This is a genomic window from Variovorax boronicumulans, from assembly GCF_019352895.1.
Taxonomy (GTDB): domain Bacteria; phylum Pseudomonadota; class Gammaproteobacteria; order Burkholderiales; family Burkholderiaceae_C; genus Variovorax; species Variovorax boronicumulans_A.
Genome location: NZ_JAAAFX010000014.1, coordinates 453,041 through 472,902 on the forward strand (window position 1 = coordinate 453,041; position 19,862 = coordinate 472,902).

General features: G+C 68.4%; 21 protein-coding genes. 12 read left to right on the plus strand and 9 right to left on the minus strand.

Annotation, left to right across the window (positions count from 1 at the left end; all coding sequences use genetic code 11):
- A complete protein-coding gene (locus tag K0H49_RS28520; protein ID WP_219219970.1) occupies window positions 1–915 on the minus strand; it encodes a LysR family transcriptional regulator in 915 nt (304 codons plus the stop codon).
- Between the two features lie 126 nt (window positions 916–1,041).
- Here K0H49_RS28520 and K0H49_RS28525 point away from each other — a divergent pair, with 126 nt between their 5' ends.
- The 3 genes from K0H49_RS28525 to K0H49_RS28535 all read left to right on the plus strand — a co-directional run bounded on the left by K0H49_RS28525 (window position 1,042) and on the right by K0H49_RS28535 (window position 3,073).
- Entirely contained in the window at window positions 1,042–1,749 is a 708-nt protein-coding gene (locus K0H49_RS28525; RefSeq protein ID WP_219219972.1) for an SDR family oxidoreductase, read from the plus strand.
- Between the two features lie 191 nt (window positions 1,750–1,940).
- Entirely contained in the window at window positions 1,941–2,837 is an 897-nt protein-coding gene (gene lpxO / locus K0H49_RS28530; protein WP_219219973.1) for a lipid A hydroxylase LpxO, read from the plus strand.
- Between the two features lie 5 nt (window positions 2,838–2,842).
- On the plus strand, window positions 2,843–3,073 hold the full coding sequence (locus K0H49_RS28535; protein ID WP_219219975.1) for a DUF7661 family protein: 231 nt from the start codon (window positions 2,843–2,845) through the stop codon (window positions 3,071–3,073).
- Window position 3,074: 1 nt separating this feature from the next.
- Here the strand turns inward: K0H49_RS28535 and K0H49_RS28540 are convergent, their stop codons facing one another.
- From K0H49_RS28540 to K0H49_RS28550, 3 genes are read right to left on the minus strand one after another with little or no spacing between them, the layout of a single operon-like run.
- On the minus strand, window positions 3,075–3,494 hold the full coding sequence (locus tag K0H49_RS28540; protein ID WP_219219977.1) for a DUF4858 domain-containing protein: 420 nt from the start codon (window positions 3,492–3,494) through the stop codon (window positions 3,075–3,077).
- Between the two features lie 54 nt (window positions 3,495–3,548).
- Window positions 3,549–4,136, minus strand: a complete 588-nt coding sequence (locus K0H49_RS28545) for a HutD/Ves family protein (RefSeq protein ID WP_219219979.1) — start codon at window positions 4,134–4,136, stop codon at window positions 3,549–3,551.
- Window positions 4,137–4,142: 6 nt separating this feature from the next.
- Window positions 4,143–5,327 (minus strand): NAD(P)/FAD-dependent oxidoreductase, encoded by a 1,185-nt coding sequence (locus K0H49_RS28550; protein ID WP_219219982.1) that lies wholly within the window; start codon window positions 5,325–5,327, stop codon window positions 4,143–4,145.
- Window positions 5,328–5,498: 171 nt separating this feature from the next.
- On the opposite strand from K0H49_RS28550, the gene hutG reads away from it, so the two are divergent.
- The 5 genes from hutG to K0H49_RS28575 all read left to right on the plus strand — a co-directional run bounded on the left by hutG (window position 5,499) and on the right by K0H49_RS28575 (window position 10,219).
- Window positions 5,499–6,314: an N-formylglutamate deformylase gene (hutG, locus tag K0H49_RS28555; protein ID WP_219219984.1), complete on the plus strand. Its 816-nt coding sequence runs from the start codon at window positions 5,499–5,501 to the stop codon at window positions 6,312–6,314.
- Window positions 6,315–6,427: 113 nt separating this feature from the next.
- Window positions 6,428–7,429, plus strand: coding sequence for a LysR family transcriptional regulator (locus K0H49_RS28560; RefSeq protein WP_219219986.1), 1,002 nt, complete (start codon window positions 6,428–6,430; stop codon window positions 7,427–7,429).
- 142 nt (window positions 7,430–7,571) lie between these two features.
- On the plus strand, window positions 7,572–8,321 hold the full coding sequence (locus tag K0H49_RS28565) for an electron transfer flavoprotein subunit beta/FixA family protein (protein WP_219219988.1): 750 nt from the start codon (window positions 7,572–7,574) through the stop codon (window positions 8,319–8,321).
- 2 nt (window positions 8,322–8,323) lie between these two features.
- Window positions 8,324–9,256 (plus strand): electron transfer flavoprotein subunit alpha/FixB family protein, encoded by a 933-nt coding sequence (locus K0H49_RS28570; RefSeq protein ID WP_219219990.1) that lies wholly within the window; start codon window positions 8,324–8,326, stop codon window positions 9,254–9,256.
- A gap of 150 nt (window positions 9,257–9,406) precedes the next feature.
- A complete protein-coding gene (locus K0H49_RS28575; RefSeq protein WP_219219991.1) occupies window positions 9,407–10,219 on the plus strand; it encodes a class I SAM-dependent methyltransferase in 813 nt (270 codons plus the stop codon).
- A gap of 93 nt (window positions 10,220–10,312) precedes the next feature.
- Here K0H49_RS28575 and K0H49_RS28580 read toward each other — a convergent pair whose 3' ends face one another.
- Window positions 10,313–11,701: an MFS transporter gene (locus K0H49_RS28580; RefSeq protein ID WP_219219994.1), complete on the minus strand. Its 1,389-nt coding sequence runs from the start codon at window positions 11,699–11,701 to the stop codon at window positions 10,313–10,315.
- A gap of 96 nt (window positions 11,702–11,797) precedes the next feature.
- Here K0H49_RS28580 and K0H49_RS28585 point away from each other — a divergent pair, with 96 nt between their 5' ends.
- Window positions 11,798–12,676, plus strand: a complete 879-nt coding sequence (locus K0H49_RS28585; RefSeq protein ID WP_219219996.1) for a LysR family transcriptional regulator — start codon at window positions 11,798–11,800, stop codon at window positions 12,674–12,676.
- A 65-nt stretch (window positions 12,677–12,741) separates the two neighbouring features.
- Here K0H49_RS28585 and K0H49_RS28590 read toward each other — a convergent pair whose 3' ends face one another.
- The 4 genes from K0H49_RS28590 to K0H49_RS28605 form a co-directional block, all read right to left on the minus strand.
- The gene (locus tag K0H49_RS28590; protein WP_219219998.1) at window positions 12,742–13,509 is read right to left on the minus strand and encodes an ABC transporter ATP-binding protein; all 768 of its coding nucleotides are present in this window, start codon (window positions 13,507–13,509) and stop codon (window positions 12,742–12,744) included.
- Window positions 13,510–13,517: 8 nt separating this feature from the next.
- Entirely contained in the window at window positions 13,518–14,294 is a 777-nt protein-coding gene (locus K0H49_RS28595) for an ABC transporter permease (RefSeq protein ID WP_219220000.1), read from the minus strand.
- A gap of 1 nt (window position 14,295) precedes the next feature.
- Complete coding sequence (locus K0H49_RS28600; protein WP_219220002.1) at window positions 14,296–15,294, minus strand: ABC transporter substrate-binding protein; 999 nt, start codon at window positions 15,292–15,294, stop codon at window positions 14,296–14,298.
- A gap of 331 nt (window positions 15,295–15,625) precedes the next feature.
- A complete protein-coding gene (locus K0H49_RS28605; RefSeq protein WP_219220004.1) occupies window positions 15,626–16,576 on the minus strand; it encodes a fatty acid desaturase in 951 nt (316 codons plus the stop codon).
- Between the two features lie 158 nt (window positions 16,577–16,734).
- On the opposite strand from K0H49_RS28605, the gene K0H49_RS28610 reads away from it, so the two are divergent.
- The 3 genes from K0H49_RS28610 (at window position 16,735) to K0H49_RS28620 (ending at window position 19,827) form a co-directional block, all read left to right on the plus strand.
- Window positions 16,735–17,733: a Bug family tripartite tricarboxylate transporter substrate binding protein gene (locus tag K0H49_RS28610; RefSeq protein ID WP_219220006.1), complete on the plus strand. Its 999-nt coding sequence runs from the start codon at window positions 16,735–16,737 to the stop codon at window positions 17,731–17,733.
- A gap of 7 nt (window positions 17,734–17,740) precedes the next feature.
- Window positions 17,741–19,339: a rhodanese-like domain-containing protein gene (locus K0H49_RS28615; RefSeq protein ID WP_219220009.1), complete on the plus strand. Its 1,599-nt coding sequence runs from the start codon at window positions 17,741–17,743 to the stop codon at window positions 19,337–19,339.
- Between the two features lie 65 nt (window positions 19,340–19,404).
- Window positions 19,405–19,827, plus strand: coding sequence for a hypothetical protein (locus tag K0H49_RS28620; RefSeq protein WP_219220010.1), 423 nt, complete (start codon window positions 19,405–19,407; stop codon window positions 19,825–19,827).
- Window positions 19,828–19,862: the final 35 nt, after the last annotated feature.

The window sequence follows — 19,862 nt, forward strand, 5'->3', positions numbered from 1 at the left end:
TCAGCGCTCCCAGGGCGCGACAGGCACGAAGCGCGCCAGCAGGTGGTCGACCACCGCGCGCTGCCGCGCCGCCAGCGCCCCCTGGTGCGGCCAGATCACATGGATCGGCAGGGCCGACGCGGCAGAAGCCTGCTGCGGCAACACTTCTTCCAGCCTGCCGTCGGCCAGCTGCGCGGCCACCAGCCAGCGTGGCAGCCGGGCCAGGCCGAAGCCGGCTGCGGCTGCGTCGCGCAGCGCCATCGCATCGCGCAGCGTGAGCCGCACGCCCAGCGCGAAGGCCTGCAGTTCGCCCTGCGCATCGGCCAGCAGCCAGCGGGTGTCGCGGCCCTCGACCAGGCAGTCGTGCGCGGCCAGTTCGGCGGGATCGGCCGGCCGGCCCCGCGCCGCGAGGTAGGCCGGCGCGGCGCAGACCACGGTGCGCTGCACGCCCAGCGGGCGCGCCACAAGGTTCGGGCTGTCGGGCAGCGCGCCGATGCGCACCGCCAGGTCGACCTGGCCGCCGGCCATGTCGCCGAAGCGGTTGAGGAAGGCGATGTCGAGGTGCAGCGCCGCATGTTCGCGCGCCAGTTCGAGCAGCGCGGGCGCGATCCATTGCCGCCCGAACAGCACGGGCACTTCGATGCGCAGCGTGCCTGCCACCGCGCCCTGTTTCTGCCGCAGTTCGGACTCGCCCTGCGCCAGCGTCGCGAGCGCGCGCAGGCAGTGCCGGTGGAAGGCGCGGCCGTCCTCGGTGAGCGCGAGCCGGCGCGTGCTCCGGTGCAGCAGGCGCACGCCCAGCTGCGCCTCCAGCCGCGCGACCGCCTTGCTCACGGCCGAGCGCGACAGCGCCAGCCGCTCGCTGGCCAGCGTGAAGCTGCCGGCCTGCGCGGTCTCGACGAAGGCCCGGATGCCGGTGAGTTGGTCGATGGAGATCATGGAAAGGGGAGGGCGGTGGGGCGATTGGTGCCTGCGCGTCGCCAATGGCGTGCCGATTTTGCGCTCGACCCGCGGCCGGGCGCGCGCGAGCATCAGGGCCCCCATCAGCGTAAAGAGAGCGAATCCATGAAAGACAAGACCGTGGCCATCGTCGGCGGCAGCTCGGGCATCGGCCTGGGCGTGGCGAAACAGGTGGTGGCCGCGGGCGGCCGGGTGTTCATCGGCGGGCGCGACGCACAGCGGCTCGAACGCGCGCTCGCGCAGCTGGGGCCGGCCGCCGGCGGCCACCGGGTCGACAGCGCCGACGACGCCTCGGTCGCTGCCTTCTTCGCCGCCGCGCCGGCCATCGACCACCTGTTCACGCCCGGCGCTTCCTACGCGCTGGGCCGCTTCACAGAGCTGGACGAGGCCACCGCCCGCAGCCCGATGGACCACAAGTTCTGGGGCCAGTACCGGGTGGTGCGGCATGCCTTGCCCAAGCTGCGCGCACAGGGCTCGGTGGTGCTGATGGCGGGGGCGCTGGGCGCGCGCGTCGGTCTGAGCGGCGCGGCCTACGCGGCCTGCAACTGCGCGATCGAGGGACTGGGCCGGGCGCTGGCGCGCGAGCTGGCGCCGCGGCGCTTCAACACCGTGTCGCCGGGCACCATCGACAGCGAACTCTGGCGCGAGCGGCCGGCGGCGCTGCGCGAGGCGGCCTTCGAGAGCTTCGCCCAGGGCGCGCCGCTGGGCCGGATCGGCACGGTGGAGGAGGTGGTGGACGCGGTGCTGTTCCTCATGGGCAACACCTTCATGACCGGGTCGACGCTGTATGTGGACGGCGGTTACGTCACCTGAAGTCACGGCGGTTCACGGCCGCTTACCCGCGGCGCCTGAAGACTTTCTGAAGCGGGACCCCGGCGCTTGGCGGATACTGCGCGGTGGTCCCGGCCTCGGGCGATGCCGATCGCCTCCTGCCCGCACGGCGGTGTGCGGCGGCAGTTTCCGGACTGAACGAAAATACCGCCTCGTATCTCTGGAGTCTTGCCGTGAAGTGGATCATCCTCGCCATCTTTGTGCTCAGCGCACTCTATGTCCATTTCCGTGGGCAGGTCCGGCATCGCTTCCTGCGCCAGCTGTCCGACCATTCGAGCTTCCTGGCGCCGCTCAACGTGTTCATGTACATGTTCTCGAAGGTGCCGAGCACGCCCTATCTGTCGCCGGCGGAGTTCCCGGAGATGCGGGTGCTGGAGCAGAACTGGGAAATCATCCGTGAAGAGGCGCTGGCGATGCGCAATGGCGGCAGCATCAAGGCCTCGAGCCAGTTCAACGACGTGGGCTTCAACTCCTTCTTCAAGAGCGGCTGGAAGCGCTTCTATCTCAAGTGGTACGACGAGGCGCATCCCTCGGCCGCGGTGCTGTGCCCGCGCACGACCGAACTGCTCAAGGGCCTGGGCACCGTCAAGGCCGCGATGTTCGCGGAACTGCCGCCCGGCAGCCGGCTGGTGCGCCACCGCGACCCCTTCGCCGGTTCGCTGCGCTACCACCTGGGCCTGTGGACGCCCGGCGTCGAAGGCTGCTACATCGACGTCGACGGCCAGCGCTACCACTGGCGCGACGGCGAGGCCGTGGTCTTCGACGAGACCTACATCCACTATGCCGAGAACACCACCGACCACGACCGCGTGATCCTGTTCTGCGACATCGAGCGCCCGATGAAGTACCGCTGGGCCATGGCGGTGAACCGCTGGTTCGCGAAGAACGTGCTGGCCGCCGCCAGTTCGCCCAACGACGCGGGCGACAAGACCGGCGGCATCAACCGCGCCTTCAAGTACATCTACCAGGTGCGCGTGATCGGCAAGCGCCTCAAGGCCTGGGACCGCCGCGCCTACTACCTGGTCAAGTGGACGATCTTCGGCGGTCTGGCGCTCTGGATCTTCTACTGAGATCGATGCCCAGCTACCGCTTCGACGTGTTCGGCCGCCGCATGGCCATCGAACGCGCGGGCGAGCGCTGGCGCTGCTACCTCCTGGGCAACGAGGGCAAGCGTCGCCCTCTCGAGCTCGCGGTGCCGTCCGAGCTCAGGCGCGAGGAACTCGCCCAGTACCTCTACGACGTCTACCACGAGGACGCGACGCCCACCCACGGCGACGTGGTGGAAATCCTGCCCGACCGGGCCTGAGCTACAACCCCAGCCGCGTCAGCGACCAAGCCACGCCGCCCAGTTGCAACACGTTGAGCATCATCCCGGCGATGTGCAGCCGCCGGAAGCGCAGTGCCGACGCCTCCACCTGCGGGATCGTTTCGCGCAGCCGGTCCATGCGCGGGATGATGATCCAGCGGCGCAGCGCGAAGGCCAGCACGGCGATCGCGGCCATGCCCAGCGCGAAGAAGGGCCGGCCGGTCCAGCCGTAGCAGAGCGCCGCGGCGCTGGCGGTCAGCATCACCGCCAGGTAGTAGACGTTGAACAGTCCGCGGATGAAGCGCGAATCCAGCGGCGTGTCGTGCGCAAGGATCAGCAGGGGCAGCGAGCCCATCATGAAGAAGCCCATCCAGACCAGCAGGATGACGGTGGCGATGAGCGAACTGACGATGGGCAGCATGGGAACCTCTCCGCAGCGGCGCAGCATACGCCTGCGGATCGGTTCTTGTCTCGCCTAGGTTGGATGCAGCTGGACGGCCACGATGCAGCCGGCCGTGCTGAGCCGCACGACCTGCATCGCTTCCTGCGGACAGGCCTGCAGCAGGCCCTGTTCGACATCGAGCGTCTGCATGCCCGAAGGCGTGCCGACCTGAAAACGCCCTTGCAACACCAGCAGACACAGCGGCACGGCATTCGAGGGCATGACGGAGAAGCCTTCGCGATGCACGCTCACCTCGGCGTACGCGTTCGCACGCCGGGTCATCACGTTGAAGAAGCGCGCTGGCCTGTGCGCCAGCCGTGCGCTGAAAGCCGTTTCACCCGCGAAGGCATGCAGGTCGCCCGTTCCCGTCCATGACAGGACCCGGGTGTCGGCCACGAGCGTGACCGCGCCGTCCACCAGCACGGCGCTGCGGTCGACGCCGGCAAAGGTCGAGAACGCGCCGTTGCCCGCGATGGACGCGACGCTGAGCCGCCAGTCCCAGCCGTCGGGGCCCGCCGCGGCCGAGCTGTCGCCGAAGCGGCCCTGGCCGATCTCGCGCGTCTCGCCGCCGCCGTTGCGCCAGGGCGTGACCGGCAGGTGGTCGAGCGAGAAGCGGCTCATCACGCCTCAGGACACCGCGCCCAGGCCGTATTTGCCGGTCAGCAGCCCGCCGGTGCGGAAGCGCTCCAGCGCATAGGGTTCGATGTCGACCTCGGTCTTCAGGCCCAGCGCCGATTGCGCGAGCACCAGGCCCACGGCCGGCGACAGCTTGAAGCCGTGGCCCGAGAAGCCGTAGCCGACCACCAGGCCCGGCAGCTCCGGCAGCCGTCCCAGCACCGGGTTCCAGTCGGGCGTCACGTCGTACACGCCGGTCCAGGACGAGGCGACGCCGGCCGTCTCGAAGCTCGGGAAGCGCTCGGCCACCTGCTCGCCGACCTCGACCATGTAGTCCATGCTGATGTCGCCCTGTTCGTTGTCGGGCGCCGCCAGCGTTTCGCCGACGATGCCTTCGCTGACCAGCATCTGGTTGCCGCCGTAGCTGCGGCAGTACAGCATGCCCGGCGAACCCAGGTCCTTGTAGACCGGCATCTTGAAGGTGTAGGCCTCGGGGCCCTCGAGGGCCAGCACGGCATGGCGCTCGGCTTTCACCGGGCTCGCGATGCCCGTCCAGCGTTCGATGTCGGTGGACCAGATGTTCTGCACGCTGATCACGGTCGGTGCGTCGAAGCGGCCTTCCGAGGTCTCGACGCCGGCCACGCGGCCGTTCTCGACGATCAGCTTGTGGACCTCCACGCCTTCCTTGATCTTCACGCCCAGGCGGCGCGCCGCGCGGGCGAAGCTGGTGGCGACCAGGTAGGCGTCCGCGAAGCCGGCCTCGGGCTCGTAGCCGATCAGGGCCGCATCGTCGAAGCGGGCGATCGGCAGCAGGCTCGCGGCCTGGTGCGCGTCCAGCAGGTCGACCTGGATGCCCTGGGCGCGTTGGGCTTCCAGCGCGGCGCGCAGGGGCGACAGCTTGGCGCCCTCGGGCGCGGCGATCAGGTAGCCCGACTTCACCAGGCCGGCCGACGCGTCCTCGTCCTGCAGGTAGTTGGAGAAGTCGTTGAAGATGCGCCACGAGGCCTGGGCCAGCCGCACGTTCTCGATCACCGAGTAGTGGGTGCGCAGGATGCCGCTGGATTGCGAGGTCGTTCCGGCGCCGATCTGCGTGCGGTCCAGCACCAGCACGTTGGTGCAGCCGAGGCGGGCGAGGTGATAGGCGACCGAGGTGCCGATCACACCCGCGCCGATCACGATCGCGTCATAGCTTTTCATTCCACAGTCCTGACAAGGTAAAAACGGATGGGCCGAAGCCTAAGAGCCGCCCCCGGGTTGCCGCTGGACATTCCGGAAACTGATTTTCAGCATCAGCGCCGCTTGAGCTATGGCAGCGGCCCCGCGCGCGCGCCAGGATGGGCCACCGCCGATCGCATCACTTCTTCTCCCATGACCTCGACCGTTTTCAACCTCGTGCAGGGCGACGTGCCGCTGCTGATCTCCATCCCGCACCTGGGCACCGCGCTGCCCGACGAGCTCCGCGGCGGCCTGACGCCCGAGGCGCTCAGCGTGCGTGACACCGACTGGCACCTCGACACGCTCTACGGCTTCGCCCGCGCCATGGGCGCCTCGGTGCTGGGCGCCAAGGTCTCGCGCTACGTCATCGACCTGAACCGGCCGCCGGGCGGCGAGAGCCTCTACCCGGGCCAGACCACCACCGGCCTGTGCCCCACCGAGAGCTTCCGCGGCGAGCCGCTCTATCGCGCGGGCCATGCACCCGACGACGCCGAGGTCCAGCGGCGCCGGGCCACCTACTGGCAGCCCTACCACGATGCCCTGCGGGCGGAACTGGACCGGCTGCGCGCACTGCACGGCCAGGTGCTGCTGTGGGAGGCGCATTCGATCGCCAGCGTGCTGCCGCGGCTGTTCGACGGCAAGCTGCCCGACCTGAACCTGGGCACCAACGACAGTGCCGCCTGCGCGGCGGACATCCTGGCCGCCGCCGTGCGCCCGGTGACCGACAGCGGCGGTGCGTTCACACACGTGGTCAATGGCCGTTTCAAGGGCGGCTACATCACCCGCGCCTACGGGCAGCCGGCAGCGGGCGTGCATGCGATCCAGCTGGAGATGTGCCAGTCGGTCTACATGAACGAGGAGTCGCCCTTCGACTACCGCGCGGAGCGCGCGGCGCGGGTGCAGCCGCTGCTGGAGCGAATGCTGGGCTCGGCGATGCTGCAGCTCGTCACGCGCGACGGCACGGCCTGAGGTGGCGCGGGCGCGAGGACTGCTGGAGGGCGTGTGCTGTAATTGAAAGCGACGTCCTTCCTCGATGAAGGACGGCAGCCGGTCGATCTCCTTTGTCCTTGTCGGAACCCCCCATGAATCCCAACAGCAAGAAGGGTCTGCCCGATCTGGACCTGCTGGTGAGCTGGATCGCGGTCATCGAGTCGGGCAGCGTGTCCGATGCCGCCACGCTGCTCAACATCTCGCAGGCGGCGGTCTCGCAGCGCATCAAGCAGCTCGAGACCTTCTTCGACACCGCGCTGCTGGACCGCACCACGCGCCCCGCGCAAGCCACCGCCGCGGGGCAGCGCCTGTTCGAGCACGCCAAGGAACTGCTGACGCAGGCCGACCAGCTGGTCGAGAGCGTCCGCGGCCTGAGCCGCGCCAAGCGCATGACCGTGCGCATCGGCTGCGTCGATTCCTTCGCGGCCACCGTCGGGCCGCTGCTCATCAAGGGGCTGGCCGGCTCCTCGCACCAGATCCGGCTCTGGTCCGGCATCACGCCCACGCTCGACGCCTCCATCGAAGGCCGGCAGCTGGACCTGGCCGTGACCACCAGCCTGCACGGCGCGGCCGGCATCGCACGCGCGTCGCTGTTCTCGGAGAAGTTCTATGCGGTGCTGCCCGCCAAGTTCGACCTGGGCCCGCTGGGCTCGTTGACCGAGATCGAGCGGCAGCTCAAGTTCATCCGCTACAGCGCGCGCTCGGTGATCGGCCAGCAGGTCGACGACTACCTGCAGCGCTGCGGCGACGTGCTCGAGCGCACCTACGAATTCGACACCACCGACCCGCTGATCAGCCTGGTCGCCAACGACATGGGCTTCGCGTTGACCACACCGCTGTGCCTCTGGCAGTCGCGGCAGTTCCTGCCCGATGTGCGGGTGGTGCCGATGTCGGCCTTCACGCGCCACGGGCGGCCTTACGTCGATGTGAGCCGCACCTTCTACCTGGCCTACCGGCAGGGCGAGATGGGCACGCTGCCGGCCGAGGTGCGCGACCTGATCCGCATCGCGGTGCGGCGCCAGCTGTCGCAGGACATCGCGCTCGCGCTGGGGCTGGGCGAAGAGGCGCTGGTCGCGTCCGAGGGCGGGGACTGAAGCGCTGGCCTTAAGCATTGCATCGGCAGGTCTTATCTTCGGCCCGCGGGCCGGCGCCTTCGCAACACTGCATGTGGCTGCATCGTGATGCGGCCCGAACCAAGCGTGTGGTCTTGGTCGCAATTCCGGAGCTGGTGAAGATATGAAAGTACTGGTGCCCGTCAAGCGGGTGGTCGACTACAACGTCAAGGTACGCGTGAAGAGCGACGGCACGGGCGTCGACATCGCCAACGTCAAGATGAGCATGAACCCCTTCGACGAGATCGCCGTCGAAGAGGCTGTGCGCCTGACGGAGAAGGGCATCGTGACCGAGGTCATCGCCGTCTCCTGCGGCGATGCGAAGTGCCAGGAGACCCTGCGCACCGCGATGGCCATCGGCGCCGACCGCGGCATCCTGGTCGAGACCACCGAAGAACTGCAGCCGCTGGCCGTGGCCAAGCTGCTCAAAGCACTGGTCGACAAGGAACAGCCCCAGCTGATCATCCTGGGCAAGCAGGCCATCGACGACGATGCCAACCAGACCGGCCAGATGCTGGCCGCGCTGGCCGACCTGCCCCAAGCCACCTTCGCCTCCAAGGTCGAAGTGGCCGGCGACAAGGCCACCGTCTCGCGTGAAGTCGACGGCGGCATGGAGACGCTGACGCTGACGCTGCCGGCCGTGATCACGACCGACCTGCGCCTGAACGAGCCGCGCTACGTGACCTTGCCCAACATCATGAAGGCCAAGAAGAAGCAGCTGGACGTCTTCAAGCCCGAGGACCTGGGTGTGGACGTCAAGCCGCGCCTGAAAACCCTCAAGGTCAGCGAGCCGCCCAAGCGCGGTGCCGGCATCAAGGTGCCCGACGTCGCGACCCTGGTGGACAAACTGAAGAACGAAGCGAAGGTGATCTGAACATGAGCGCACTAGTCATTGCCGAACACGACCACGCCACGGTCAAGCCCGCCACCTTGAACACCGTGACCGCGGCCATCGCCTGCGGCGGTGAAGTCCACGTGCTGGTCGCCGGCGCCAACGCCGCCGAAGCCGGCAAGGCCGCCGCGCAGATCGCCGGCGTCACCAAGGTCATCGTGGCCGACAGCCCGAGCCTGGCCGAGAACCTGGCCGAGAACGTGGCGGCGCAAGTCCTCGCGATCGCCGGCAACTACAGCCACATCCTGTTCCCCTCGACGGCCAACGGCAAGAACGTCGCGCCGCGCGTGGCCGCCAAGCTGGACGTGGCGCAGATCAGCGACATCACGGCCGTGGTGAGCGCGGACACCTTCGAGCGTCCGATCTACGCGGGCAACGCGATCGCGACCGTGCAAAGCACCGACGCGACCAAGGTCATCACCGTGCGCACCACCGGCTTCGACGCCGCGGCTGCCACCGGTGGCTCGGCTGCGGTCGAAACCGCCGAAGGCGTGGCCGACAGCGGCAAGTCGAGCTTCGTGAGCCGCGAGGTCACGAAGAGCGAACGCCCCGAACTGACGGCCGCGAAGATCATCGTCTCGGGCGGCCGCGCCCTGGGCAGCGCCGAGAAGTTCCAGGAGGTGATGGCACCGCTGGCGGACAAGCTCAACGCGGGCCTGGGCGCCAGTCGCGCAGCCGTGGACGCGGGCTACGCCCCCAACGACTGGCAGGTCGGCCAGACCGGCAAGATCGTGGCGCCGCAGCTGTACATCGCAGCGGGCATCTCGGGCGCGATCCAGCATCTGGCAGGCATGAAGGACTCCAAGGTGATCGTGGCGATCAACAAGGACGAAGAGGCACCGATCTTCTCGGTGGCCGACTACGGCCTAGTGGCGGACCTGTTCGTGGCGTTGCCGGAGATGACGACAGCGCTTTGACCCCACCCTCGAAAGAGGATGCGGCGCGACGTTGACGATGGTCTTGCGCAGGGCCACCATGGCGGATCGCCGTCGGGCCCGCGGGCAGCAGATCGAACGCGGACGGGGTGGCGCTGCAATGGCCTGCAAGTGCGGGTCCAAGGAGACGTCATGACCGAAAGCGACAGGATGTTCGCGGGCTCGATCCCGAAGCTCTACGACACGCTGATGGTGCCGATGATCTTCGAGGCCTATGCGGCCGAGATGGCGGTGCTGGCCGCGGCGGGCTTGCCCGAAGCGGTATTGGAAACGGCGGCCGGCAGCGGTGTCGTCACCCGGGCGCTGGCGCCAAGGCTCGGCGTCGGCGCGCGCTACGTGGTGACCGACCTCAGCCAGGCCATGCTCGACCATGCGGCCACCCGGCAGCCGCCGGATGGCCGCATCGAATGGCGGCAGGCGGATGCGCTGGACCTGCCCTTCGAAGACGCAACCTTCGACGTGGTGCTCTGCCAGTTCGGCGCGATGTTCTTCCCCGATCGGGTCGCCGGCTACGCCGAGGCGCGGCGTGTGTTGAAGCCGGGCGGGCGCTTCCTCTTGAGCGTCTGGGACCGCATCGAGGAGAACGCCTTTGCCGACGAGGTCTCCCATGCCGTCGCCGCCTTGTTCCCGCACGACCCGCCGCGATTCATCGCCTGCACGCCGCACGGCTATCACGACGTCGCATTGATCCGCGAGGAATTGCGCCGCGCCGGCTTCACCGACATCGCGATCGAGACGCGCGAGAAGGCGAGCCATGCGCCTTCGGCGCGCCACGTCGCCACCGCCTATTGCCAGGGCACGCCGCTGCGCAACGAGATCGAGGTGCGCGACGCCAGCCTGCTGGCGCTGGCCATGGACCGTGTGGCGCAAGCCATTGCCGAGCGGCATGGCAACGGGCCGGTGAGCGGCAAGATGCAGGCGCATGTGGTGGCGGCGGCCGGATGAGCGTAAGGGCTTAGCACCTTGCCGGGACATCGAGCCGGCATCGTCGGCGACGGCCCCCGGCCCGCAGGGCCCGTGAACATGCCGACGGCCTTCTCATGAAGCCCGCGTTCGATCCTCCGGCATTCCGAACAGGCACAGCAGGCTCGCGGCCAGCAGCAAGGCCACCGAGATTCCGAGCGACCGGTGCATGCCGCGCATGAACGCCTCCGGCGCGGTGTCGCGCACCAGGTAGCCGAACACGGCGACCCCCAGCATGTCTCCGACCTGGCGTGCCGAATTGAGGACGCCCGAGGCGATGCCGGCACGCGAGCTTTCGACCGATGACAGCGTGGCGTTGGTCATCGTCGGGACGGTCAGGGCGATACCGCTGGCCGCCAGCAGCATCGGAACGACCAGCATCCCGTAAGGGCCGTCGATGCGCACCGGCAGAAGCAACAGATAGCCGAATGCCGAAAGTGCCAGGCCCAGTGCCATCAGGCGCCTGGCGCCGATGCGGGTGATCAGGCGTCCGGCGATGACGTTCACCACCATCAGCACGATCGTCATGGGCAGGAACGCCAAGCCGGTCTGTTCGGGCGACAGCTGCTGCTCGATCTGGAAGAACAGGCTGAAGACGAAGATGAGTCCGTAGTAGGCGAAGTTCACGATGACGCCGGCCAGCGAGGCCAGCGAGGCCACCGTGAACGTCGGGATGCGAAAGAGCGCGAGGGGCAGCATCGGGGCCGGGCTGCGCCGTTCGACGCGGACGAAGGCGAGGGCCGCAAGCAGCGCCAGCATGAGGCCGCCCTGGACCCACGAATGCTGCCAGCCCAGGCGCCCGGCTTCGGTCAAAGCGACCGTCAGCGCCGCCAGCGCGGAGACGATCGCCACCTGGCCGGGAAGATCCAGGCTGTGATGATGGACCGCGTTCCCTGACTCGGTAGGACGCACGGCAAGGCAAAGTCCGATCAGGCCCACAGGCAGGTTGATCAGGAAGATGCTTCGCCAACCGGCATGCGCGATGAGCAGCCCGCCCAACACGGGCCCCGCGGCCAGGGAAGCGCCGCCAATGGCGCCCCACCAACCGACCGCGCGGCTGCGCTGCACCGGATCGGGAAAGGCCTGCTGCAACATGGACAGCGAATTGGGCACCAGCAGCGCTGCGCCCAGGCCCTGGATCGCTCGCGCGGCCACCAGGGCGACAAGGTTCGGTGCCAGACCACAGGCTGCCGATGCCAAGGTGAAGAGCACGAGACCGCAGGTGAAAGTCCGTCGGGCGCCAAAGCGGTCGCCCAAGGCGCCACTGGTCAGAAGCAGCGCTGCGAAGACCAGCGTGTAGGCATTGAGCACCCATTGCAGTCCGGACACGTCGGCGCCGAACTCCTGTCGCAGGGCCTCCAGGGCCACATTGACCACGCTGACATCCAGCAGGACGACGACGAATCCGAGTGCGGCTGCGACCAGCGTGACACGGGGGCGGTGAGGAGAGGCGGAGGGCTTCAAGAGGGTCCAGAAAAGCTGATTCACATCGATGCTAGGTCGGCAAGCTATCTGCGTAAATTCTGTATAAGCTCAAGTCATACTGGAGGAAATGCACAGATGTTCGACTGGGAGAATCTTCGATATTTCCTGGCGGTGGCCCGCGCCGGCACCTTGTCCGGTGCCGCCCGCGCCCTGCAGGTCGACCATGCGACGGTGAGCCGGCGGCTCGCCGCATTCGAAAGAGAATTGCAGGCCTCGTTGGTCCAGCGCTTGCCGCGCGCCTGCCAGTTGACCCCGCTGGGCCAGCAGGTCTTCGAACAGGCGCAGGCCATGGAGGAGGGCGCCTATGCCATCGAGCGCCGGACCCAGGCGAGCCGACAGCCGCTGAATGGCAAGGTGACGCTCAGTGCGCCGCCGATCCTGGTGACGCACTTGCTGGCCGGCAGGCTGGCCGACTTCCGTGCCGCCTACCCCGGTATCCAGCTTTCCATCTCGGCACAGGCCCAGCAGGTCTCGCTGAGCCACAGGCAAGCCGATGTCGCATTGAGGCTGGTACGCCCCAAGGAGGCCAGCAGCGTGGCGCGCAAGCTCGGGAACATGCCCTTTGCGCTGTATGCGAGCCGCGACTACGAACCGCTGCGTCGTCCGCAGGAATGGGGCTTCATCGCCTATGACGCCCAGTTCGCCGACATGCCGCAGCAGCGCTGGCTGCTGGACATCGCCGGCCCCCGGGCCGTCGGCTGCGAGCTCAGCGACATCAGTGGCCACCTGGCCGCGGCACGCGCGGGCGCCGGCGTCGCGGGGCTGCCCTGCTTCCTCGCCGATGCCGATCCGACACTGCTGCGCCTGAAGCACGACGGCGAGCGCTTTTCGCGGGACATCTGGCTGGTGGTGCACCGCGACCTGTGGCGTGCGGCGCCGGTGCGCGCGGTGATGGATTTCCTGATCGAGGTCGTCGCCTCGCACGAGGGGCTCGCCCTGGACAAGACAAGCTGACGCGAACCCAAGGAAAAAGGCGCCGTGACCTTGCGGTCCGGCGCCTTTTTCGTGGCCGACTGCGTTCAGCCGCGCGTGGCCGCCAGCGTGCGGCTCACTTCTTCCTGCACCGTCTCCCAGATCGAGCGCTTGAGCGAGATGAAGTCCTCCGACAGCTGGATCTCCGCGGTGCGCGGATGCGGCAGCTCGTTGCGCAGGTCCTGCACCACGCGGCCGGGCCGCGAGCCCATGATGACCATGCGCGTGGACAGCATCAGCGCCTCGTCGATCGAGTGGGTGATGAAGACGATGGTCTTGCCGCTTTGCTCGTAGATCGACAGCAGCTGGTCCTGCAGCACCTGGCGCGTCATCGCGTCGAGCGCGGCGAAGGGTTCGTCGAAGAGCATCACGTCGGGGTCGTTGGCCAGCACGCGGGCGATCGACACGCGCTGCTTCATGCCGCCCGACAGCGCCTGCGGGTACTTGTCCTCGCTGCCCTTGAGGCCGACCATCTCGATGAAGCGGCGCGCGATCTCGGCCCGTTCGCCCTTGGGCATCTTCTTCATCTTCAGGCCGAACTCGACGTTCTGCTGCACCGTCTGCCAGGGGAACAGCGCGTACTGCTGGAACACCATGCCGCAGGCCGAGGTCACGTCGTCGATCAGCTTGCCGTTGACCGAGACGCTGCCCTGCGTCGGCTTCTCGAAGCCGGCCATGAGGTTGAGCAGCGTCGACTTGCCGCAGCCCGAGGCGCCCAGCAGCACCAGGAACTCGCCCTTCTTCACCTCGAGGTCGAGGTTGGACAGCACGTGGTTGTCGCCGAAGCTCTTGGAAACGCCGCGAATTGAAATCATGCTCGTTGTCATCTTTGCCAAGCCAGAAGCCAGCGCTCGAGGGCGCGCACCACCAGGTCGGTGGCCAGGACGGTGAAGCTGATGAGTACCATGCCCAGCACCACCGTGTCGGTCTGGAAGAACTCCTTGCCGTTCATGATCATGAAGCCCAGGCCTTCCTTGGCGGCGACCAGTTCGGCCGAGATCACGCAGGTCCACGACAGGCCCAGGATGATCTTCATGCCCGAGATGATCTGCGGCAGGCAGCCCGGCAGCAGCACCTCGCGCATCACCTGCCAGCGCTGTGCGCCCAGGTTGCGCGCGGCGCGGATCAGCAGCGGGTCGATGCTGCGCGTGGCTTCCATCACGTAGAGCAGCGCCGGCACGAACGAACCCATGAAGACGATGCTGTACTTCTGCGTTTCGTTGATGCCGAACCACAGCAGCGACAGCGGGATCCAGCTCATCGAGGGCAGGGGCCGCAGGAAGGAGATCACCGGGTCGAAGATGGCGCGCGCGATGCGCGAGGTGCCCAGCCAGATGCCCAGCGGGATCGCGACCGCGGCGGCCGCGAGGAAGCCCACCATCACGCGCCGCGTCGAGGCCAACACGTGGCCCACCAGCGTGCCCTGGCCCCACATGGTCGAGGCGCGGGCCCAGACCTGCGAGGGCGGCGGCAGGAAGATCGGGTCGACCGCGCCGGAGCGGCAGATCAGTTCCCAGGCGGCCAGGAAGCCCAGCAGCGACAGCACGCTGAGCCAGGCCAGGGAGCCCGCGCTGCGGCGGGGTTTCACGACTTCAGCCATCTCAGAGGTAGCTCGCGTCCAGCCAGTTGCGGACCACGGGCGCCTTGTCGATCTGCTTGAGCGACACCAGCATCTCGGCCAGCTTCTGCATGCCGGTGACGAAGCTGCCCGGCGCGACCAGCAGGCTGCGCTGCTGTTCGGCGTTGTACCAGCCGGTCTGCTTGATGGTGTTGACCTGCTCCTCGAGCGTGAGGCCGGTGATCTCGATCAGCACCTTGGCGGCTTCTTCCGGTGCATTGGTCAGCATCGCGTTGGCCTCGAAGATGCCCTGCAGGAAGGTCTTGATCGCGGCCGGATCTTCCTTGGTCAGCTTGGTGGTGGCCAGCAGCACGTCCGGGCCGGGCGTGATGCTGTATTCCTTGTAGAGCGAGAAGGAGGTGTCGTCGGCCAGCACGCGCGTGTTGGGCAGCGCCTTGATGCGGTCGAAGGAGGGCGTCCAGGCGGCGGCCGCATCGATCTGGTTGCCCTGGTAGGCCGACAGCAGGTTGGGCGCGGGCAGGTTGATCAGCGAGACGTCGGTGTCGGGGTTCATGCCGGCCTGCTTGAGCAGGTCCAGCACCAGCACATGCGTGCTCGAGGCGAAGGTCACGCCGATCTTCTTGCCCTTGAGCTGCGCGATGTTCGTCACGCTGGAGCGCACCAGCAGGCCTTCGGCGCGGCCGAAGTTGTTCGGCGTCGCGATGACCTTGAACTGGCTCGCGCCGGCGGCCATGAGGGCCAGCGACGAGACCACGCCGGTGCCGGCCAGGTCGATGCTGCCCGCCATCACGGCGCCCATGCGGTCGGACGAGGTCGGGAAGCTCTGCCATTTGATCTCGAGGCCCTTCTTGCTGAAGATGCCGGTCTTGATGGCGATGTAGGCCGAGTAGTGGCCCAGCCAGGCGGAGCCGCCGTAGGTGTAGGCGCGGTTGGCGGCCCGGCCGATCAATGGAAATCCGCCAATGACCGGCACGATGGCTGCGGCGGTACTACGAATGAGGGCGCGTCGGTTCATTGGCATGGAAGTGCAACACCTTGAAGTCAGGGTTAAATTCCATGATCTTATGAGCCGCATTTTTTGCGCCGACAGCATAAGCAAAGTTGATGCTGTCCTTCAGGCGCAGACCCCCTGGATGCGGGGAAAGGCGCCAACTTGCAGGGAACGATGCGTTTTCGACCCTGTTGGCACCAATTTCGCGCCGAATGCCGGAAATGCCCCATCGGGGTGCATCGGCGCGGCGCGTGAGACGGGCGGGAGAGTGTCCTGGCAAACCCATGCAGGATCAATGCCTGAAAACCCTCGGTGGGACACGCAGGCGCCGATTCAGCCGGCCGAGGCCCCGGTCACCGCCTCACCACTTCGGGTGTACGGGCCTGAACACCGGCCGCCACAGATAGCGCCGCGCGATCTCGCCGTAGCCGCGGTAGTAGAAGTGGCCGTTGGCTTCCAGCACCGCGGCGCGATGGCGACGGAAGTGCACCGGGATCTCGTACCAGGGCATGGTCGGCGCGCGGTGATGCACATGGTGCAGGTTGTTGTAGAGGTAGAGCAGGCCCATCACCGCGTTCGATTCGACGATGGCCACGCGCGCATGCGGCGCCTCGCTCCAGCGGTGTTCGGTGAAGGTGCGCAGCGCGCCGAGCATCATGCCGGGGTAGACGAAGCACAGCACGTACTCGCCGAAGCCCATGCCGCACACGCCGATCACGAAGTACAGCACCGGCGCGATGCTCAGTGCATGCACGGCCCAGATCCGCAGGTGCGACACATCGCCCGCGAGCAGCTTGCCGCCCTCGTTGCGCACCAGCTTGTAGAGCCGCAGCACCGGGCCCAGCAGCACGCGGAAGGCCAGCGTCTGGTTGACGCTGTAGACGCGCTGCCAGAACGGGCTGTACGCGGCCCAGGCCGGTGCCGAGTGGTAGGCGCTCTCGGTGTCCTTCTGCGGATGCGTCAGGTGGAAATTGACGTGGTGCGTGCTGTGGCTGCGGTGGTAGAGCGGGTAGGGCAGCCACAGGTTGACGGGCGGCCACACCAGTGCCGTGCGCAGCCAGCGCGGCAGGCCGCGCATCGCATGGATGCTCTCGTGCTGCAGCGAGAAATGCAGTTGCGCGAGATAGCCGCCGGCGATGAACAGCAGCCAGCCCGGCAGCACCGCGTGCCACCAGACCAGCGCGGCCCAGGCCGGGTAGAACAGCAGGCACAGCGCCACGGTCGGCGCTTCGCAGCGGCGCCACCAGGCCGCGCGCGCCGTGGCGCGGGCGGCCGGCGAAATCGAGGCGGCGAGAGAGGAATCGGAAGGCATGGCGGACGGGCCAGGGAAAGCTGCCGATGCTAGGTGCGCCCAGCGCCTCTGCATGCGCTCTTTGCGCATGTCGATATGCGAAAGCGATCGTTCCTGTCGGTGCGCGAAGTCCCTAGATTGCACCGCTTTGCGCCGCCTCGGCACAGGGTTGTTTTTCCATGTCTTCCTTCCATTCCCGCCGCCGCGCCACGAAGCGCGCGCTGGTGCTCGCTCTGGCCGTCGCCGCTCCCTTCATCGCGACCACGGCCGCGGCCGCCGACGAGTTCCCGTCCAAGCCGCTGCGCGTGGTCGTGCCCTATCCGGCCGGCGGCATCGCCGACAAGATCGCGCGCGAAGTGGCCGAGCAACTGCAGCTTCGCCTCAAGCAGCCGGTGGTGGTCGAGAACCGCAGCGGCGCGGCCGGCAACATCGGCTTCGACTATGTCGCGCGCCAGCCGGCCGACGGCTACACGCTGCTGCTGGCACCGGCCTCCAACCTCACGGTGCAGCCCGCGCTGTTCAAGCAGCTGAGCTACGACCTGGCGCGCGACTTCGCGCCGGTGTCGCTGCTGGTGCAGACGCCGCAGGTGCTGCTGGTGAACCCGGCGCTGCCGGTCGACAGCCTCAAGGACCTGATCGCCTATTCCAAGAGCCACCCGGGCAAGGTCAACTACGGCGTGAGCATCGGCGCCTACTCGCACCTGGCCGGCGAGCTGCTGCGCAGCCAGACCGGTGCCGACTTCACCGCCATTCCCTACCAGGGCAGCGCGCCGGCCATCAACGACCTGTTGGCCGGCCAGACCCAGTTCATCTTCAACGAAGTGATCACCGCGATCCCGCACATCCAGGGCGGCAAGCTCAAGCCGCTCGCGGTCGCCTACAAGACGCGCGCGCCCTGGCTGCCCAACGTGCCGACCACCGCGGAGGCCGGCTTCCCGGGCTTCGAGGTCACCTCGTGGTACGGCGTGGTGGTGCGCAGCGGCACGCCGCGGCCGGTGGTGGATCGCCTCTCGCGCGAACTGCACGACATCGTCCAGGCGCCGGCCTTCAAGAAGCGCTACGACGACATCGGCGCCTTCACCGTGGGCAACTCGCCCGAGGAGTTCGGCCGCTTCATCCAGTCGGAGACGGTGAAGTGGACCGCCGTCGTCAAGCAGGCCGGCATCGAGGCCAACTGAGCACGCGATGAGCTTGTTGTCCCCCGACGCATTGCAGCAGCTGCTGCTGGGCGACCAGGAACTGGCGCTGCTCGACGTGCGCGAGGCGCGCCAGGCCAACCGCGCGCACCTGAACCTCGCGCGCCATGCGCCGCTGAGCACGCTCGAATTGCAGATCGGCGCCTTCGTGCCGCGCCGCGCGGTGCCGGTCGTGCTGCATGACGAAGACGATGCCGCCGACGGCCCGGCTGCCCGCGCCGCGGCGCTGCTGGCGCGGCTCGGCTACACCGACGTGCGACGACTCGATGGCGGCCTGCAGGCCTGGGCCGCGCAGGGCCTGCCGCTGATCGACGGCAACAACACGCTGGTCAAGGCCTTCGGCGATCGGGTGCGGCAGCACTACGGCACGCCGGTGCTGCCGCTGGCCGAGCTCGAGGCGCGTCGGCGCGAGGGCCGGCCGACCACCCTGATCGATGCGCGGCCGCGCAACGAATACGCCTTCCTGTCGATCGCGGGGGCGCGCAACCATCCCGGCACCGAGCTCGCGCTGCGCCGCTTCGACGACACGCGCGAACCCGATCACCTGTGGGCCATCAACTGCTTCAGCCGCACGCGCGGGATCATCGGCACCACCACGCTGCGCCATCTGGGCCTGACCGACCGTGCGGTGTTCGCCGAGGACGGCGTGATGGCCTGGGGCCTGCGCGGTTCACCCGTGGTGCAGAACGCCAGATCCGAGGATGCCGGCGAAGCGCTGCCCGACGCGTCGCCCGAAGTGCTGCGTGGCCTGGCCGATGCGCTGGTGGCACGCCATGGGCTGCGGCGCATCGATGCCGAGGGCCTGGCACGGCTGCGTGCCGACACCGACCGCACGCTGTACCTGTTCGACGTGCGCCCCCCGCCGCCCGGTGCCGCGCCCGCAGGTGAGGTGCGCCACGTCGCGGGCGGCCAGGTGTTCATGCATTTCGAGAACCTGGTCGGCACGCGCGGCGCACGCATCGTGCTGGTCGACGATCCGCACGGCCTGCGCGCGGCGATCACCGCGTTCTGGCTCACGCAGCTCAACCAGGCCGAGGTCCATGTGCTCGAAGGGCCGCTGCCTGCGGTGCCTTCGATTGGCGAGGGGCACGCCGAGGCCATCGGCATGGAGGCCGTGGATGCCGAGGCGCTGGCCGGCTTGCGCGAGACGGGATCGACGGATGTGGTCGATGTGGGGCCGAGCCTCGACTACGAACGCCAGCACCTGCCCCATGCTTTCTTCCTGCTGCCGTCATCGCTGGAAAAGGTCGATGCCTTGCTGGCCGTGCCTGGCCGCACCGTGGTCTTCACCTCGCCCGACGGCGCCGCGGCCCGGCTCGCGGCGCGCGATGCGCTGCAGCGCCGGCCGCAGGCCCGCGTGGCCTGGCTGCGCGGCGGCACGCAGGCCTGGCAGGCCGGCGGCGGCGCGGTCGAGAGCGGCGCGCGCCCCGACCGGCTGCTCACGCCCTTCGACGACGACTGGGGTTCGGTGATGCGCGTCTTCGGCCCCGCGCGCGACGCCGCCTGGGCCGACTACCTGGCGTGGGAGCGCGGCCTGAGCGCGCGCGTGGCGCAGGACCCGACGGTGCGCTTCCGCTTCTTCGACTGAGCGTGCGCCGAGGAGGCCGCCGACGCGCGGTCGCCCTCGGTGCATTTGAATGGCATGCTTGCGGCATGAAACTGCCGCATCACTGGACCCTGTGCGCGCTGCTCGCGACGGGCAGCCTGTCGGGCTGCGACCTGCTGTTCGAGTCGAAGCCCTCCGACCCGCTGCTCAGCAAGGAGGCCATCGCCACCCGCGCGGCGCCCCAGGAACTGATTTTCGAGGGCCAGCTCGGCGGCGAATCGATGTTCCTGCTGGTGCACGACTGCGAGGTCTACCGCGTCGACCGCCGGGAGGGCGGCGGCGTGCAATGGACCAGCGTGCTGGCACCCGAGTTCTACCCCTTCTGGACGGTCTGCCAGCGCCAGTCCCTGACGATCCAGCCGAAGCTGCTGACGGTCACGCTGGGCCGCCAGGCTGTCGGCGCCGGTGGTTGCTGTGCCAGCGGCGGCACCTACACCTCGGTCGACGGACGGAACTGGAAGAAGCGCTGAGGCTTTTTTTGCGATCGATCGATGGTCGGGGCCGC